Origin of the sequence: Rhodococcus sp. IEGM 1366 (assembly GCF_033142425.1) — a bacterium.
In the GTDB taxonomy this organism is placed as follows: domain Bacteria; phylum Actinomycetota; class Actinomycetes; order Mycobacteriales; family Mycobacteriaceae; genus Rhodococcus_F; species Rhodococcus_F globerula.
In genome coordinates this window covers 60,994-76,813 of the sequence record NZ_JAWLRZ010000017.1, presented here as the reverse complement: position 1 = coordinate 76,813, position 15,820 = coordinate 60,994, and the positions used below count along the sequence as shown (strand labels likewise).

The following is a 15,820-nucleotide window of genomic DNA, read 5'->3' as shown; positions in this document are numbered from 1 at the left end:
CAGATGCGGGTCGATGCGGGCGGTTACCTGAAGATGCATTCCTTCCACCCGTAAACACCCACCGACAGCTCCGAAGGTCCTCGCCTCGGTGTGATGTGAAGGGAACCTCCGGTTGGGGTGTGGCTTATCGAAGCCCCGCCTCCGACCGGAGGTTTTGCTGTTCGTCGGTATACCCGGAAGAACGATATCGACGGTGCGCGTTCGCTCATTGGTTTCGGATACCGCGCCGAGATTCTGCGCACTGACACCAGCGAGGTCGGCCGACCAATATCGACCTAGTCGGGAAGCGCTCTGTGTGCGACGTAATCGTCTGTACAGCAGTCCCTTTCCGCTTCATTGCAAGGTTTCGTGCATCGCCGGAACATGGCAGTTCATGCTGCTGTAGGCACTCAGAGGTGGAATGAATCGTGAATCTGACGCAACTCGCCGGGCTATACGAGAGCAAGCTTGCCGTTGTCATGGGACGAACGGGAAAATCGCTGACGTATCGGCAACTCGAAGAACAGTCGAATGCGATTGCGCATCTATTTCGACTGCGAGGACTGATCGCAGGTGATCACATCGCGATCCTCATGGAGAACGAGATTGAAGTTTTCCCTGTCGTATGGGCGGCGCAACGCTCCGGGTTGTTGTACACGCCGGTGAATTGGCACCTCAGCGCCGATGAAGCGGCCTATATCGTCGAGGACTGTGGCGCTCGGCTACTTGTACATTCTGAATCGCTGAGTGAATTGGCGCTGAAGGCGGAAGCGTCAGCACCTCAGCTGAAGTCACGGTTGGTAGTGGGCTCGGGTGCCGGAGATTCGCTGGAAGCAGAGTTAGAAGGGGTGCCCGTCACGCCTATTCCGGACGAGTCCGAGGGCTATTACATGTTCTACTCGTCTGGCACCACGGGTCGGCCCAAGGGAATTGTGCCGGAACGGACAGACCAGCCCTTCGGGTCGGGGCTCCCGATTGATTCCAGGATGGCCTCAGCCTTCGGATTCGGACCTGAAGCGGTGTACCTCAGTACGGGTCCGCTTTACCATGCCGCACCCCTCGGTTGGTGCCTGGGAACAATGCGCAACGGAGGGACTGCCATTGTCATGGAGCGGTTCGACGCCGAGTCTGCGTTGGCCCTCATCGAGAGGTTCTCGATTACCCACGGCCAGTTCGTTCCCACGATGTTCGTGCGCTTGCTCAAACTCGACGACGTCACCCGCTTGCGATACAACGTCTCGAGCATGGAACTGGTTGTTCATGCAGCAGCTCCATGCTCCATCGAAATCAAAGAGCGAATGATCGACTGGTTCGGGCCGAAGTTGACCGAGTTCTACGGCGGTAGCGAGGGCACTGGATTCTTCATGATTGACTCCCCGAACTGGTTGGCGCATAAGGGTTCTGTCGGACGAGCTGTTATCGGTGTGGTTCATGTTTGTGACGACGAGGGGATGGAACTACCAGCTGGGAGTATCGGAACGGTGTGGTTCAGCGACATCCGCCGATTCGAGTATCACCGTGATCCTGTGAAGACCGCAGAGTCCTTCAACGACAAAGGGTGGAACACGCTCGGCGATCTTGGGCATGTCGACGAAGACGGATACCTCTATTTGTCTGCACGGCGCACCGATCTGATTCTCTCGGGCGGAGTCAACATCTATCCTCGGGAAATCGAAGACGAACTCGCCCTCCATCCTGCAGTCGACGATGTTGTCGTAGTCGGACTTCCCGATGACGAGATGGGGCAGAAGGTGCACGCAGTAGTCGCGGTGACGCCGGGTGTCGTAGCCGACGAAGCACTGGTTGAAGAGCTCATCGAATACTGTCGAGCGCGTCTTGCCCGATACAAAGCTCCGCGGTCGGTGAGTTTCGACGAGGTGCCCCGGCTACCCAGCGGAAAAATACTGCGCCGCGAGCTGATGGCACGTTTCGGCGAAGCATGAACGAAGCAACCGGTCAGCTCAGTTCTGGCGAGGTTCGGTCAAGATGTAATGCGTAGAAGCACTTTTCGCACGATCGCCGTCATGGTCTGACTGTGCGGTGGTAGTGCGCGCATGGCCAGGGGTGACGACGCTCGGTGTCGGTCAAAGATGTCAACTGAACTCGGGAGTTCTTTCCGCACAACGGAATACTCGGTATCGAGCACGTCGAAAATCTTGATAGCGTCCCATCGGGACCAACTTGTGTTTCTGACGGCTTGGCTCAGGGATGGAACTCCACCTTTCCGGACCGTACAAACCGCCCGAACGATACAGGATCGAAAATACGGATTGGCGGGGCTGATGGGGCATGTGAGCGAAGGCGTCGACGATTGGTTCGAGGGCAAGGTGGCAATTGTCACCGGGGCATCGCGCGGCATCGGACGCGCTGTGGTCGGGAAATTGGCAGTACGAGGTGCGTCGGTTGTCCTCAACGGGCGGGATCAGGTGGTTCTCGATCTCGCAGTGAAGGAAATCGAAGATGCCGGTGGCTCGGCGATCGGGGTTCAAGGCGACTTCGCTGACCCCGAATTTCCCGAAAAGCTGATCGGTGCTTGCCAATCCGAGTTCGGACGAATCGACTTCGTGGTCAACAATGCCGCGACCAGCGCTCATTCGGGACGGGTTCTGGATTGTGGAAGGGAAGCCTTCAGCAAGACAATCCTGTCCAATACTTGGCCGGCCGTGGCGATTATCCAAGCAGCCGTGGCAGGTGGCCTCCCCGAGGGTTCGTCGATCGTCAACATCTCTTCGGCTGGGGCGCAACGCGTTCACGAGACGGCGGGTGTCTACACTGCGGGAAAGTCCGCACTCGAGAGCTTGACCTTCACGCTGTCACGCGAACTCGGACCTCGTGGCGTGACAGTCAACGCCATCGAACCCGGCATCATCAAGACAGATCTCGCCGGTGCGATCTGGAAAGGCGAGCGCGAAGCAGCGGAGAGCCGGCTCATCCCGATGCAGCGCCTCGGAGACCCTTCCGATATTGCGAACGCCGTGCTCTATCTCCTCGGGCCCGATGCGCGTTGGGTCAACGGCTCAGTACTTCGCATCGATGGCGGACGCTTCCATGTGGGTGGGGAGTCCGCCCACAAGATCGGCGTTTTTCAATGACTTCTCCCTTCGAGATCCCCTAGATCGCAAGTGTGACTGCCAAGAACCGGAAGCTTCTTCGAACAGATGGGTAGAGAGACGATGACAGTAAGAGTTGGTGTGGTTGGTTTGAGCGCCACGGGAAGCTGGGCGTCATACGCGCATCTGCCCGCGCTGCGGGCCGTCGAGGGCTTCGAAGTGCGCGCGTTGGCAACGAGTTCCCCCGAATCAGCGCAAGCTGCAGCCGAGGCCTACGGGGTGCCGCTGGCGTTTTCGAGCGTCGAGGACCTCGCACGATGCGACGAGGTTGATCTCGTGGTGGTGGCAGTCAAGGTGCCTCACCATCGTGAGCTCGTCCTCGAGGCATTGTCCGCCGAGAAGCCGGTGCTGTGCGAGTGGCCCCTTGCCAACGGTGTTGCTGAGGCCGCCGAACTGGCCAGTGCCGCCGAAGGCAAGCATGCCTATGTCGGCTTTCAGGGAACAGCTGCGCCGGCTGTGCGCTACCTACAGGATCTGATCGCCGACGGATTTGTCGGTGAACTGGTCTCCACCAGCCTGATCGCAACTGCGGGCCCCTGGGGTGGGCCTGTCGGGAATCGCACCGAGTACCTGCTCGACAAGTCCAACGGTGCGACTCTGCTGTCTATCGTCTTTGGCCATCTTGTGGACTCGTTCAGCTACATCGTCGGCGACTTAGCCGACCTGAACGCCACTACGGGTATACGGCGCCCCACGGTGCTCAACACCGATTCCGGTGAGTTCGTCACTGCCACGGCAGAGGATGAGATTGTCGTGACGGGAACTCTCACCAATGGCGCGATCGCTTCGCTCCATCTCAGAGGGATGAATGATCACTCCAGTAAATTGATCTGGGAGATCAACGGCACCGAGGGGCACCTGAGGATCGACGGGACCGGGGGCACTCTGGCCAACCCGGTGACCATCCGGGGAGCGCGCGGTGACGATGTTTTGAGTGAACTTCCGGTTCCCGACGGCTACGATCACCACGCTGATTTGGTCGGCTCACCCGCCCACGCTGTCGCCCACGCCTACGACCGCCTTCGGCTGGACCTCAATGGGGGCAGCAAGCAGGCACCGGACTTCGCGCACGGACTTCTGCGTCACCGGTTGCTCGACGCCATTGAGCGAGCAGCGGAAACCGGTTCGCGCCAGTGCATTCAGGGCCAGTGACCGAGTACCGCATGAACACAGACGACCTATTGCAGAAGTTGTGGACCGTCGAGTCCATCAAGCAGATGCGTGCCCGCGTTGCGCGATTCCTGGACACCAAGCGGTGGGACGAGTTCGGGAACTGCTTCACAGACGATGCAACGCTCGAAGCGCCCGAAGCGGATCTACGGTGGGAAGGGCGGGCGCGAATCGTGCAGGGAATCAGTGTCGGTATGGACGGTGTACGTACTGTTCACCACCTACACGCTCCGGAGATCGAGATCACCGGTCCGGACACTGCGACGGGCGTCTGGGCCATGTCGGACGTTCTCGAGCGCGTTTCTCCTCAGGGGTCCACGATCACGAATGGCTACGGGCATTACGTTGAGCACTACGAACGTCAGGATGGACAGTGGCGCATCCGATCTCTGCGCCTGGAACGACTCCGCATCGACATCTGATATATGGATAGTCGTCAAGAGTCATGGTGAGGCGCCGCCGGGAATCTACCCCGGCGGCGCCTCGTTGTTTCCTTGCCGAATCCAGTTCAGCGACTTCTCTCCCCGTGGCGAATTGATGCACAAGACTTGTCGCCGCTCGCCCCGTCGCAGTCGTTGAATCGGCCAGGTGCGTCCCTCGGAAGGCTCAGCGGTTGGTACGTCCGAGGTCGACGGGTAGCTGAATGCCGGTGACGTGACGGGCTTCGTTGGAGGCGATCCATGCTACGGCAGCGGCTATATCTTCAGACTCGCTAACCGGGTCGGGGAGACTTCCCATGAACAGCAATCCTAGGTCTTGACGCGCCTCCATCTTCTGATGCAGTTCGGGGACGGTGAGCCCGGTGGCGACACCGTGCGGATGAACGCTGTTGACCCGGATTCGGTACTTGGCAAGTTCGTTTGCCATCGTCTTCGCGAGGCCTGTTACACCGTGCTTTGCCGCTACGTAGTCTGCGAGGAACGGAAGACCCTTCAGGCCGGCGACTGAGCTGGTAAAGACGATCGAGCCGCCGGTTGCCTGCTCGATCAAGATCGGCACAGTGGCTTTGGCCGTGTAGAAGGCACCGTGCAAGTTATTGTCAATGGTGGCGTGCCAGTGATCGAGATCAATTTCCCAGGACAGCGAAGCGGTGGTCATGCCTGCATTGGCGACTACAACGTCAAGTCTGCCGAGCTGATCGACCCCGTTTTCGACCGCGGCTTTGAGAGCGCTGAAGTCTTTGACGTCTGTGACGCTGGTGACGACGCGTCGGCCGTGCTTTTCCACTAGTCGTGCGGTTTCGTCGAGATCTTCGGTTGTCGGGCCGGGGTATTCAGCAGTCGGGAGGTCTTCGCAGATGTCGAGAGCGATGATATCTGCGCCTTCGGCTGCGAAGCGGACTGCTTCAGCGCGTCCTTGGCCTCGGGCCGCTCCGGTGATGAACACAACCTTCCCTTCGTATCTATGGCCGTTGGGGGCGTCGGGGATCGGCGCTTCGGGAATCTCGATGGTCATTTCGCTCCTCGGTCGTGAAATGTGGCAGAGTGCCATCACGCACAGTATGTCTCCAAAGTGGCCTGCGCAACTTCAATTCGACTCTCTTGCAAAAGATTTCGTCCTGTCGGTCGATCGATATCGAGGTAGCCGGGGCAGGGATCGCAAGGTTGCTGTCGCACTCACTCCACACGAGTGAACTCACATGCTTCACCGGTATCGGTTGCGCAGCAGCGATTTCGCCGAGGGGCAGCCGAATTGTTGGTACGGGGCGATATCGGACTGGCACAGAACATTTCCGGGAGCGCGAGGATGGCAACAGGTCACGGTGTGGGTCGCTATCCGTTGATGTTCAGGAGTTACTGCTGATCAGTCGATCTCGGCATGATTGAACTTCAAATGCTCGGCTGATCGGTGTCATTCTCTTGGCTCCCGTGCAACATCGAATGACCGTGATTCGGGGTCAACCTGCCTTAAGTAACCAGATTCATTTCTGGGACCATCGGTCGTAGCCGCTTGACGCTACGGCCTGGCGCAGTGCCTGCGAGTTATAGGTAAAGAACTGGACCGGGTCGAACTCGACCACTACGCGGTTCGGCGTGTCGAGCAGCGACAACTGCTGGTTCATTGCTTCTTCGTCGGCGCCCATTCCGACTCGCTTCAGGAACAACGGCAGAAGCCAACGCACCAGATCGCGATCTCCGTCGTGAACTGTCGCGATCGTCTTGGAGGTGACCATGGCACCGGTCATTCCGGTTCCCAGGCTCGAGACCACGACACAACTCTCGGGACGTGCGCGCAATGCCTGCACTCGCTTGCGGTTAGTCGTGGTGTGGACCCAGAACTTACCCTCCGATCGCACAAATGAATGTGGCATGGACACCGGCCATCCGTCCTTGTTCGTCCAGCTGACGGTGCACTCGTGCTGCAAGTCGAACAACTTCTCGCGGTCGTCCTCGGAGAGTTTGAAGGCCGACAGATCCTCGAGATTATCGATTCTTTTTGCCATGCTGATGGATGCTATGTGGGTCGCGCGCAAATAGGTCTTGACGATTCCGCTCAACGGTACAGCCTTTGACGAAACTTCCTGTGCGACATCGGTGGTCGCAAAGATCCCGTGCGGATTCTTCCTTCGGCCAGGGAGATCGTCGTCCGGGAGCATGCCCCGAGGGTGCTCCGGTCCGCCCTGGCAAAACCTCGAACGTGATGCCGGCTATCTGCTGTAGACGGAGTATGGAGGTCTATCTCGACTGTTCGCCCTTGTTTAGTTCAGTGCCGGCCTGCATGCAGGGCCGGGTCCAGCAACGATATCGATTCCGTCATCGCATTTTTTCCAGCGGTCAGGCAGAGATCGACTGAGCGCAAGTAGATCTGGCTGCGGACCTGGCGTGACGACGCCGTAGATCTCGGGGCGACGACGCTGGAGTTTCGTCGAAGGTAGGGGATGCCCCGTGGATCATTGACAAACTGAGCTCTAGTGATTAATTTAACACATACCAGCTGGTCGTACGGCTTGTGAAAGGTTCTCCACGTAAGCGTGTGTGGAGGAAATGCTCTACTTCCCATGTTGCGAGTCATCCGAATGGTTTACGGAGAGGTGTCCGATGAGGACTGAAGACTTGATTCTTGTAAGCACGGACGATCATGTGATCGAGCCGACCCACCTATTTGAAGGTCGGCTTCCGAAGAAGTACGCCGATGCGGCACCCCGCTTCATCACTCGCGAAGACGGGACAATGGCGTGGGTGTACGGGGACGCCGTCGTGTTGAACCCAGCTGTACAGGCGGTTGTGGGCCGACCGAAGTCCGAGTGGGGCATGGACCCCGTGTGTCGGGAGGAAATGCGACCGGGCGTCTACGACATCCACGCGCGTGTCAAGGACATGGATGTCAACGGCATGCTGGGTTCGATGTGCTTCCCCTCGTTCGTCCGTTTTTCCGGTGCACTCTTCTTGGAAAACGGAGATCGTGATCAGTCCGCCGCCATGGTCCGCGCCTACAACGACTGGCATATCGACGAGTGGGCTGGTACGTACCCAGGCCGGTTCATTCCGCTGGCCATTCCGATTCTCTGGGATCCGGTATTGGCAGCCGAAGAGATTCGCCGGGTAGCGAAGAAGGGCTGCCACGCAGTTACTTTCACTTCCAATCCTTACGACTTGGGTCTGCCGAGCATTTACCAGGATCACTGGGATCCGTTCTGGCGTGCGTGTGAGGAAGAAGGAACCGTTGTGTGCATGCACATCGGCTCCAACTCGAAGGCGCCGACGACGTCCCCGGACGCACCTGTAGAGCTGATCTACTCGCTGTCGCCCATCGGCTCGTTCGAAGCTGCCGCGGATCTTGTATGGAGCAAACTGTTCATCAAGTTCCCCCGACTGCGCGTCGCACTATCGGAAGGTGGAATCGGTTGGGTTCCATACTTCCTGGAGCGTTTGGACTACCTGTACAACCACACTCAGCACTGGTCGGGTATGGATCTCGGTGGCCGTCTGCCTTCGGAACTGTTCAACTCGAACGTCATCACCTGTTTCATCGACGACGAGGTCGGTGTCGACAACCTGCATCGACTCAACATCGACAATGTCACCTGGGAATGCGACTACCCGCACTCCGACACGATGTGGCCCAACTCCCCAGAGGGAGCAATGCGCTACATGAACAGAATCTCCGATGAGACGATCAACAAGATCACCCACCTCAACGCGATGAAGCACTTCCAGTACGATCCGTTCGCTCATATTTCCCGAGAGCAGGCCACAGTCGGGGCGCTGCGCAGTCGCGTTCCGGATTGGGACACCAGTGTCGTACCCACCGCGCACATGCGTCCGGATGCCACTGTAGGAGCGTAATTTTCATGACCGGCATGTCCCGATGACCGGTCGCGGGAGTTGGGCGACGGCTCGAGGTTCGTCAACGTGATGAGGGCGGAATCATTCCCTGAGTCGAAGCCCTGATGCCTGCGGTGCCTCCAGCAAGAGACCTGACTGAGTCCATAGAGGTCCGGTGGCGCCGCAGGCATCGGGGCAACACGCGCTGTTCGGATCCAGCGCACCGGTAACACCGTGATCAATTGTCAGACGGAGTTCGTCGGTTAGGTGGAGTCGACACCGGATATGCCGATAATTCGCAACATGATTCGACTTTTCTCGTCGCGCTGGACAATCAGTGAAGTGCAACCGAAACTGATCCCTCCCCCGCCGGTACGAGTCGTGGGTCGATAGCGATATGTGTTTGTTGCCCTCGGGGGCGTCGAATATCGAATAGATGAAACAGAGCTTCTGTCGCACTGCGATTAATCGCCGGACTCGAATTCGGTTAGCGGATGTAGAGAACGCCGACAACGGGTGTGGACTGAGAGAAAGTGACAAATGAGTAATTCCGAGTACCGCATGTTGATCGACGGTGCGCTGGTCGCCGCGACGGGGGGCCGCACCTACGAGAATGTCAACCCGGCGAACGAAGAAGTCATCGGTGTTTCGCCGAATGCCGGTGTGGCCGACGTCGAGCGGGCGATCCTGGCCGCGCGGCGGGCTTTCGACACCACGACGTGGTCGACGGACACCGAGTTCCGTCAGCGGTGCCTGGTGCAGTTGCAGTCCGCTCTGCGCAAGAACGCCGAAGAGTTGCGACCGGTCATCGTCGCCGAAGCCGGCCTACCGGTTGCCTTGACCTACGACGTCGGGTTGGACCGCTCGATCGATTTGATGAGCCATTACATCGGTCTCCTCGATACGTTCGAGTTCGAGCGGGTCATTACCCCGGTTGCCGGTGACGAGAAGGCGCACCGCATCGTGCGGCGTGAGGGTGCCGGTGTCGTCGCGGCGATCACGCCGTGGAACTACCCGTTTCACCTGGCGCTCGGCAAGCTGGTTCCCGCGTTGGCTGCGGGGTGCACCGTGGTCCTCAAGCCGGCGCCGGATACTCCGTGGAACACGTTGCAGATCGGTCGTATCCTGCTCGAGCACACCGATATTCCGGCTGGTGTGGTCAATATCGTCAGTACTGACGACAATGACGTGGCGTCTGTGCTCACGACCCATCCGGAGGTGGATGCGGTTACGTTCACCGGATCGACTGTCACGGGTCGGCGGATCATGGCGGCGGCTGCGCCGACGGTCAAACGTCTCACCCTCGAGCTCGGTGGTAAGTCGTCATCGATCCTGCTCGACGACGCGGACTTCACCGCACTGATCCCCAGGGTGGTTGCCGGTACTTGCAGTCACGCGGGTCAAGGCTGTGGTGTCCCATCGCGGCTGCTGGTGCCGCGTTCGCGCCTCGGCGACGCAGTGGACTTGGCTGTGGCGGCTATGCAGAAGTTCCCGTGGGGTGACGTCAATGATCCTGCCAACTACATGGGGCCTGTAGCCAACAAGCGTCAGTACGAATCGGTGCTCCGCTACTACGAGATCGCGAAGCAGACCGGGCGGATTGCGTTGGGTGGTAAAGCCAGTGACCGTTTCGAGAAGGGATTCTGGGTCGAGCCGACTGTGCTCACCGACGTCGATTCCCTCTCGACGGTGCCGCAGGAGGAGATCTTCGGTCCGTTGCTGTGTGTGCTGCCCTACGAGGACGATGCCGACGCGGTCGCGATCTCGAACAACACGATCTACGGTCTCGCCGGCAGCGTGTGGAGTGCGGATGTGGAGCGGGCGATGCGGGTGGCAAAGGGTATGCGGACCGGAGCCATCAGCGTCAACGGCGCCACGTGGAATCACCCGACGGCACCGTTCGGTGGCTACAAGCAGAGCGGAATCGGCCGTGAGTGGGGCGTCGAAGGTCTGGAGGATCTCCTCGAGGTCAAGACCATCGCCCGTCCTGCCTAGTCAATGAACAACATTGAATGCCGACTGATTTTTTCGAAGGAGAATGCACCATGAACATTTATGTCGACCAGGACATCTGTCAGGGGCACACAATCTGCTCGATGGTCGCACCCGACCTCTTTGCGCTCAGGGACGAGGACGGTCATGCCTACGCGATCGACGGTGACGTCCCCGCCGAGCTCGAGGGCGCCGCGCGCGAGGCTATGCTCTCGTGCCCGGAGCGCGCGATCGTCGAGGTTTCCGAGCACGCAATTCAGGAAGCCTGAACCGTAATATCCTCTGGCGCTGCGTAAGAGCGCCTTGATCGCATCCCGGAGTAATCATGACAGCAGACGATGTTCGCAATGTCGAAAACCTGAAGAAGTGCCCGATCGACTATGAACGTCACGGGCCGAACTTTCGCGACGAGTTCGTGGAGAAGACACACGAGCTTCATGCGAAGTGCCCGATCGCGTGGAGCGATTCATACGATGGACACTGGGTTGCCAGCGGAATTGACGAACTGTTCGCAATTGCTCGCCGATCGGACGCGGTAACCAGTTTCCGGGACGTCGACGGCAGCAAGAACGGGTACAAGGGCATCTCGATCCCGGCGTACGCGCAGAGCGGTCCGTACACCGCGCCGTCGTTCCTCGAGCTGGATCCGCCGGAACAGACCGACTTCCGGACAATTCTCAATCCCTACCTGTCGCCGGCCGCCGTCGCGCGGTGGGTTCCGGTGATCGACGACCTCGTTCGTGCGTGCATTGACGACAACATCGAAAGCGGCAGTATCGATTTCGTCTTCGATCTGGCGAATGTCGTCCCGGCTGTCGTCACCATGGGACTGTTGGGCCTGCCGCTCACCGACTGGGTGATCCACAACGAGCCGGCTCACGCGCTGATGTACACACCTCCTCATTCTCCTGATTTCGGTCGGGTCAGGCAGATTTTCGAGGAGAGCAAGCTTGCGCTCATGGAGTCGGTGAAGGACGTTCGAGCGAATCCGCGACCTGGTTTGCTGGATGCACTAGTCAGGTCGACGGTAGCCGGTAAGCCTCTCTCCGATGAGCAGATCCGAGCTACGGCGGCGTTGTTGGTCGGTGGGGGGTTCGACACCACCACTGCACTGACCGGTCAGTCCATCCTGTGGCTGTCCCAGCATCAGGCGGAGCGGGCTCGTCTCATCGACGAGATCGATACTCTTCTCGACCCGGCAACGGAGGAGTTCCTCCGCTATGTCACACCGGCGCAGGGTGATGGGCGGACCTTCAGCCAGGATGTCGAGATCAACGGCGTCGAGTTCAAGGAAGGTGAGCGTCTCTGGCTTTCGTGGGCCATGGCAAACCGCTCACCTGATGTGTTCCCGAACCCGGATGAGGTCGACTTCGACCGTCGCGGTAATCGGCACACAGCCTTCGGTCTCGGGATCCACCGCTGCATCGGCTCGAACGTCGCTCGCGTCCTCTTCAAACGGATGTTGACCGCGGTGCTCGAACGCATGCCCGACTTCGTCGTCGATCCTGAGAAGGTTGTGCACTACGAGTCAGTGGCGATGATCAACGGACTGGTGAACCTGCCGGCGACTTTCGCTCCGGGCAAACGCATCGGGCCGGGGTTGGAAGAAACTATCGAGCGAGTCCAGCAGATCGTCATCGAGCAGGGGCTGGCCGAGCCCGTGGTGTCAAGGAGAGGTGCTGCGTCGGTCGGCGGGTGAACTTAAACAAGGCTGGGAGGGCGGAGATTGAATTCCGCTCTCCCAGTGTAGTTTTCGTGTCCTTATGCCATGACGGGTAATGCAGTTCTGTTGAGAATCTTCGATGCGGGATGTGGGGGAATAGATGAACAAAGTTGTTTGCGGTTCGGTCGGGGCCGAGACGTCGTCTCGCGCGTTCCGTCTGAGTCAGGCTGAATGCAACCGAATGGTTGAGTTCGGCGCGAGGTGGGTCCATTACGGCGCGGTGCCGGATGAGGAAGTTTTCGTAGAGTTCGGAATCAGCAGTCGGCAGTTCTACGAAAGACTGTCGGTTGTTGCGCTGAGTAAGCGAATGGAGTTGAGGTTCTCGCTGAGACGCGATCTGTTGGAATTGTGCCGCGCCAGACTGAGGACGTCGTCACACTTGGGTGCGTAGTGCAGCGCGTTCGTTTCACTCATACCTTAATCGCCGAATTCTTCTCAACACGGGGACTGTGACCCCGGGGGACACGGGCGCCGGGCGCGATCGAGTCGGCATCGAAGTCCTGACTTCGAGTACGTGACGTGCCCGTACGAACGCCGGCGGCCGCCGGATCAAGGCCTTCATTAACGGGAATCGAATCTAGCGCGGATACCGATATCGTCAATGATGTCGGTATCCGCGTCGCGCGTGGGTCAGTGGCTCCGGTGAACTACGCGCAATGATCGGAAGGTTTCGAAAAACACCGCACGGGCCATCAAGTTCCTCGTCGGAACTTACTTGGCGGAGATAGTGTTCCGCTTCAGTTGGCTAGGAGCCCGCCCTCGATCCGGAGCGGCATTGGCCGTTGCAGTGGCCGGCCCTAGCGATGCTTCAAGCCCTGAGGTGAAGAACTGGACCAGATCCTCGAGTAGGACGTCCATCGGCAGGGGGAGTTTCTCGCCAGACGCCAGAACCGCCTGATAGCGAGCCAGTGTATGAACGGTACCCGTGAGCATGTGCATGCAGCGCTCTTCGAGGACTTCTTCGGAAAGGTTGGACAGGAGTCGGCCCAATAGCCCCAGTACGGTACTGGCAGTGGCGGACGGAATTACAGTGTTGCTACTTACACTGAGCCGTGAATAGCCGCCATTCTCCAGAATGTAACGGGACATAAATGCAAGGTAATGATTGTCCTCGTCCAGATGGCTGGCCAGAGGGAAGACGAATAGTCGCACGAGGTCGGAAACTCGAGGCTGGCCGCGTACCATCAAATCTGCGAACATTTCCACACGACGTTCTTCGCTGGTGTGGGCCCTGTACGCGATAATTTCGCTCACCAGAGTTTCCCTGTCGCCGAAGTGGTACTGCACCACGGCATGGTTCTTCTGGCCGGCAGCGATGCCGATGTCCCTGAGGGGAACTGCTGCGATTCCGCGCTCGGCAAATAGCTGTTCGGCTGTGATGAGAAGTAGCAGTCGGGTCGCGTCGCCCCGTGAGTTTACTCGTTCCTTACCAGCGGAAGGCCGCATGTTCCCGCCGTCGCTCGAAGGTATCTTGTCCGCTGGTGCTATCGGCATATTTGCCCAGGGAAGTGCCTATGGTCCGGCGCTGTCCCCGCCCCCTCTCGTCTGCTCATCTCTATCCGCGGAGAGCGTATGCCTTGTGTCAATTTCCAGATCGGTTGATGTACCCGGCCCCGCTCCTGCGAATTTGGATTCTAACTTACGGTACCTCGAATCGGGCAGCCTTGGAATTAAGTATTATAGCTTATTTTGTTTCAGGGATGACGCCGCCAGATGATTCAGTGAAGGAACTGACACCTGTCGCCTGGGTCACACCTCTGGCCCTGCGGTGCTGCAAATAATGTGCAGCGCAAATTACTATAAGTATGAATTAAGTTTGTCTGGTTAATCTTCGTGCCGTCTGGCTGTGCAGGCATCCGGTGTCCAGCAAGGGCCGGCTGGGGACGATTCTGCTGGGTGTTTGTCCGGCTTCCGGAACAGGCCTGTCGCCGTAGCCGGTGCGGCTACGGCGAGATTCAGGCGAGGCAGGAGCCGCCGTTGACACTGGCGGTCTGTCCGCACAGGTTGGCCGGCTGATCAGTCGGCCAACCTGTATTTCGATCAGTTCAGCCAGACCTTTTCCCAGTCCCATGCTGCACCTGAACCCGTCGGAACAACCGTGATGCCCTGGACCTTCTTGTCCGAGGCAATGTAGGCACCGATGTACTGCCAGATACGCATCGGAGCGTCCCGAGAGACCTCGGTGTTGACAATCTCGTACGCCTTGGCGACTTCAGCGGCGTCCTTCGACGAGCGGGTGAGCTCGAGTGCAGCGTCCACTGTGGGATTCGAATAGCCGGTCGCGTTCTGCGGTGCATTGGTGTAGAACAGGTCGAACAGCAGATCCTTGGACGCAGACTGATAAGTCGTGGTCATGAGTTGGAAGTCGCCCTTCCTCTGATTTGCCAAGAGAACTGGGGGATCGAGGGGCACGATCTTGACGGTCAGGCCGTTGATCTTCTGCAGTTGGGCCTGGAGCATCTGAGATGTCTGTTCCATCACCGGGAAACCCGCATAAGTCGTGAGCGAAATGGTCTCGCTCGTCTTCGAGGTCCTGCTCAGGTAGTCATCGAACAGTTTTTGTGCCTCGCTCAAGGCAAGTTCGGGGAACGCTGCGCCACTGTCCGAAGGCATGAACGCGTCAGCAGTCACGGTCTGGGTGCCGAGCGCCGCAACCATCTGGTCGGCATCGATTGCGTGCAGCATAGCGTTCCGTAGACCAGCGTCTTGGATGGTCGGATCCTTGTAATTGAAGATAACGCCGCTGCCGCCGATGAGCTGACCGCCATCGGTGTTGAAGCCGCTGTCCTCCATTTTCTCGGCATCGATAGTGCTGGAAAGGGGGGTCATCAAAGCTTCTCCACTGATAACCGCATTCATTTTCTGAGGATCGGAGCCAGCTTGTTTGATGGTCATCGCATCGAGGTAGGGCAAGCCTTGCTCGAAGTAGGTCGGATTACGGACGAGCTTCATTTCGGAGTTGCGGACCCATTCCTGCATGAGGAACGGGCCGGCTCCGACGGGCTTGTTGCCGACTTCCGCGCCGGCTGCCTTGATCCCGGTGGGCGAACCGATTGCACCAAGGCCCCTGACCAACTGCCAGGGCAGCTGGAAGTTCGCTTCGTCGAGCGTCACCTTGACGGTAAGCGGATCAACGATCTCCCACGCCATACCATTGGTGGCAGACGCTGCGGCCGAAAGCGTCGCGGGATCCTTGATGCGGTCCCAGTTGAACACGACCGCTTCAGCGTCAAACGGGGTGCCGTCGCTGAAGGTGACGCCCTCACGGAGTTTGAGCGTCCAGTTCGCCCCGTCCGAACTCTCGAATGATTCTGCGAGATACGGCACGAACGTGTCAGTCGCGGCGTCATAACGCACCAATGTGCCGAACACAGGCGAACAGCGGTGGTACGCAACCAAACCGCAGTTCGCCGGGTCCATGGACTGGGTTTCGCCTCCCATTGCATATGCCAACGTGCCGCCGGTCTTCGGCTCGCCTACGGAATCGCCCTCGCTTCCCGAAGAAGAAGAACAACTGGTCAGGGCGATACCCGTGACGACAATAGTCGCGAGGGCGCCAATGACCCGCCGAGACTTCATAC

12 protein-coding genes are annotated in these 15,820 nt (G+C 58.9%); 8 read left to right on the top strand and 4 right to left on the bottom strand.

The window, feature by feature from the left end; genetic code table 11:
- Positions 1–407: 407 nt before the first annotated feature.
- The 4 genes from R4P64_RS31870 (at position 408) to R4P64_RS31855 (ending at position 4,681) form a co-directional block, all read left to right on the top strand.
- Positions 408–1,922, top strand: coding sequence for an AMP-binding protein (locus R4P64_RS31870; protein ID WP_033237381.1), 1,515 nt, complete (start codon positions 408–410; stop codon positions 1,920–1,922).
- 339 nt (positions 1,923–2,261) lie between these two features.
- Positions 2,262–3,071, top strand: a complete 810-nt coding sequence (locus R4P64_RS31865; RefSeq protein WP_175393550.1) for an SDR family NAD(P)-dependent oxidoreductase — start codon at positions 2,262–2,264, stop codon at positions 3,069–3,071.
- Between the two features lie 81 nt (positions 3,072–3,152).
- Positions 3,153–4,241 carry a Gfo/Idh/MocA family protein gene (locus tag R4P64_RS31860; RefSeq protein WP_202026741.1) on the top strand — a complete coding sequence of 363 codons (1,089 nt, stop codon included), beginning with the start codon at positions 3,153–3,155 and terminating at the stop codon, positions 4,239–4,241.
- 11 nt (positions 4,242–4,252) lie between these two features.
- On the top strand, positions 4,253–4,681 hold the full coding sequence (locus R4P64_RS31855) for a nuclear transport factor 2 family protein (protein WP_033237383.1): 429 nt from the start codon (positions 4,253–4,255) through the stop codon (positions 4,679–4,681).
- A gap of 184 nt (positions 4,682–4,865) precedes the next feature.
- On the opposite strand, the gene R4P64_RS31850 is transcribed toward R4P64_RS31855, so the two are convergent.
- Positions 4,866–5,714 (bottom strand): mycofactocin-coupled SDR family oxidoreductase, encoded by an 849-nt coding sequence (locus R4P64_RS31850; protein ID WP_092803989.1) that lies wholly within the window; start codon positions 5,712–5,714, stop codon positions 4,866–4,868.
- Positions 5,715–6,180: 466 nt separating this feature from the next.
- Entirely contained in the window at positions 6,181–6,855 is a 675-nt protein-coding gene (locus R4P64_RS31845) for a pyridoxamine 5'-phosphate oxidase family protein (protein WP_033237378.1), read from the bottom strand.
- A gap of 442 nt (positions 6,856–7,297) precedes the next feature.
- Here R4P64_RS31845 and R4P64_RS31840 point away from each other — a divergent pair, with 442 nt between their 5' ends.
- The 4 genes from R4P64_RS31840 to R4P64_RS31825 all read left to right on the top strand — a co-directional run bounded on the left by R4P64_RS31840 (position 7,298) and on the right by R4P64_RS31825 (position 12,215).
- Complete coding sequence (locus R4P64_RS31840; RefSeq protein ID WP_033237377.1) at positions 7,298–8,545, top strand: amidohydrolase family protein; 1,248 nt, start codon at positions 7,298–7,300, stop codon at positions 8,543–8,545.
- A gap of 519 nt (positions 8,546–9,064) precedes the next feature.
- Positions 9,065–10,519: an aldehyde dehydrogenase family protein gene (locus R4P64_RS31835; protein ID WP_317824186.1), complete on the top strand. Its 1,455-nt coding sequence runs from the start codon at positions 9,065–9,067 to the stop codon at positions 10,517–10,519.
- Between the two features lie 50 nt (positions 10,520–10,569).
- Positions 10,570–10,785 (top strand): ferredoxin, encoded by a 216-nt coding sequence (locus R4P64_RS31830; protein ID WP_033236756.1) that lies wholly within the window; start codon positions 10,570–10,572, stop codon positions 10,783–10,785.
- 56 nt (positions 10,786–10,841) lie between these two features.
- Entirely contained in the window at positions 10,842–12,215 is a 1,374-nt protein-coding gene (locus R4P64_RS31825; RefSeq protein ID WP_317545002.1) for a cytochrome P450, read from the top strand.
- Between the two features lie 735 nt (positions 12,216–12,950).
- Here R4P64_RS31825 and R4P64_RS31820 read toward each other — a convergent pair.
- Positions 12,951–13,685, bottom strand: coding sequence for a TetR/AcrR family transcriptional regulator (locus R4P64_RS31820; RefSeq protein ID WP_092803983.1), 735 nt, complete (start codon positions 13,683–13,685; stop codon positions 12,951–12,953).
- A gap of 594 nt (positions 13,686–14,279) precedes the next feature.
- Positions 14,280–15,818 carry an ABC transporter substrate-binding protein gene (locus tag R4P64_RS31815; protein WP_051730734.1) on the bottom strand — a complete coding sequence of 513 codons (1,539 nt, stop codon included), beginning with the start codon at positions 15,816–15,818 and terminating at the stop codon, positions 14,280–14,282.
- Positions 15,819–15,820: the final 2 nt, after the last annotated feature.

Coding starts and splice junctions, on each gene's coding strand:
- R4P64_RS31865 (WP_175393550.1), top strand. CDS start 2,262: ATGGGGCATGTGAGCGAAGGCGTCGACGATTGGTTCGAGGGCAAGGTG.
- R4P64_RS31860 (WP_202026741.1), top strand. CDS start 3,153: ATGACAGTAAGAGTTGGTGTGGTTGGTTTGAGCGCCACGGGAAGCTGG.
- R4P64_RS31855 (WP_033237383.1), top strand. CDS start 4,253: ATGAACACAGACGACCTATTGCAGAAGTTGTGGACCGTCGAGTCCATC.
- R4P64_RS31850 (WP_092803989.1), bottom strand. CDS start 5,714: ATGACCATCGAGATTCCCGAAGCGCCGATCCCCGACGCCCCCAACGGC.
- R4P64_RS31845 (WP_033237378.1), bottom strand. CDS start 6,855: ATGCTCCCGGACGACGATCTCCCTGGCCGAAGGAAGAATCCGCACGGG.
- R4P64_RS31840 (WP_033237377.1), top strand. CDS start 7,298: ATGAGGACTGAAGACTTGATTCTTGTAAGCACGGACGATCATGTGATC.
- R4P64_RS31835 (WP_317824186.1), top strand. CDS start 9,065: ATGAGTAATTCCGAGTACCGCATGTTGATCGACGGTGCGCTGGTCGCC.
- R4P64_RS31830 (WP_033236756.1), top strand. CDS start 10,570: ATGAACATTTATGTCGACCAGGACATCTGTCAGGGGCACACAATCTGC.
- R4P64_RS31825 (WP_317545002.1), top strand. CDS start 10,842: ATGACAGCAGACGATGTTCGCAATGTCGAAAACCTGAAGAAGTGCCCG.
- R4P64_RS31820 (WP_092803983.1), bottom strand. CDS start 13,685: ATGCGGCCTTCCGCTGGTAAGGAACGAGTAAACTCACGGGGCGACGCG.
- R4P64_RS31815 (WP_051730734.1), bottom strand. CDS start 15,818: ATGAAGTCTCGGCGGGTCATTGGCGCCCTCGCGACTATTGTCGTCACG.